Here is a 762-nt window from a genome sequence, read left to right on the forward strand (position 1 = left end):
CCCTGGCGCTGGCCGCGCTCACCGGCAACGGCGGCCGCCTCGTCGCCACCGACGACGACCCGCGCCGCCTCGCGCCGATCCACGAGCGCCTGCGCCGGTCCGGCGCGAACGCCGAAGTGCGCACGCCCCGCGGCGGCCGGATGCGCACGGACGTGCTCGGCGACCTCGACGGGCACGTCGACCGCGTGCTGGTGGACGCCCCCTGCACCGGCACCGGCACGTGGCGCCGAAACCCCGACGCGAAGTGGCGCCTGCGGCCCGGCAGCCTCGCCGCCCGGGTCGCCGAGCAGGCGACGGTGCTCGACCGCGCCGGGAGCCTCGTGCGCCCCGGCGGCCGCATCACCTACGTCACCTGCTCGCTGCTGCCGGCGGAGAACGACGACGCCGTGGCGGGCTTCCTCGCACGCGGCGGCGGCGCGTTCGCGGTGGTGCCTGCGCGCGAGGTGGCGGACGCGCACGCTCCCGGCCTCGCCGAGGCGCTTCGCTTCACTGCGCACGGGCTGCAGATGAGCCCGGCGCGCACCGGCACGGACGGGTTCTACGTCGCCACCCTGACCCGGGCCGGCTGAGGGCCGCAACCGCTCCGTCCAGCCGGCGTTGTCCGAGCGATCCCGAAGACGCTGCCTCGCAAGACGCCGCCTCGAAGACACCGCCTCGAAGACACCGCCTCGAAGACACCGCCTCGAAGACACCGCCTCGAAGACACCGCCTCGAAGACACCGCAGGAGACCGATGGGCCTGGATCGGAGAACGCTCCTGGCG

At 75.6% G+C, this 762-nt stretch carries 1 protein-coding gene; it reads left to right on the top strand.

Going from position 1 to position 762, the window contains the following annotated elements; genetic code table 11:
• Positions 1-569 (top strand): RsmB/NOP family class I SAM-dependent RNA methyltransferase (locus tag FV222_RS28105; RefSeq protein ID WP_147816412.1); only part of this gene is annotated, 569 nt, incomplete at its 5' end.
• Positions 570-762: the final 193 nt, after the last annotated feature.

The organism is Methylobacterium sp. WL103, from assembly GCF_008039885.1.
Classification (GTDB): domain Bacteria; phylum Pseudomonadota; class Alphaproteobacteria; order Rhizobiales; family Beijerinckiaceae; genus Methylobacterium; species Methylobacterium cerastii.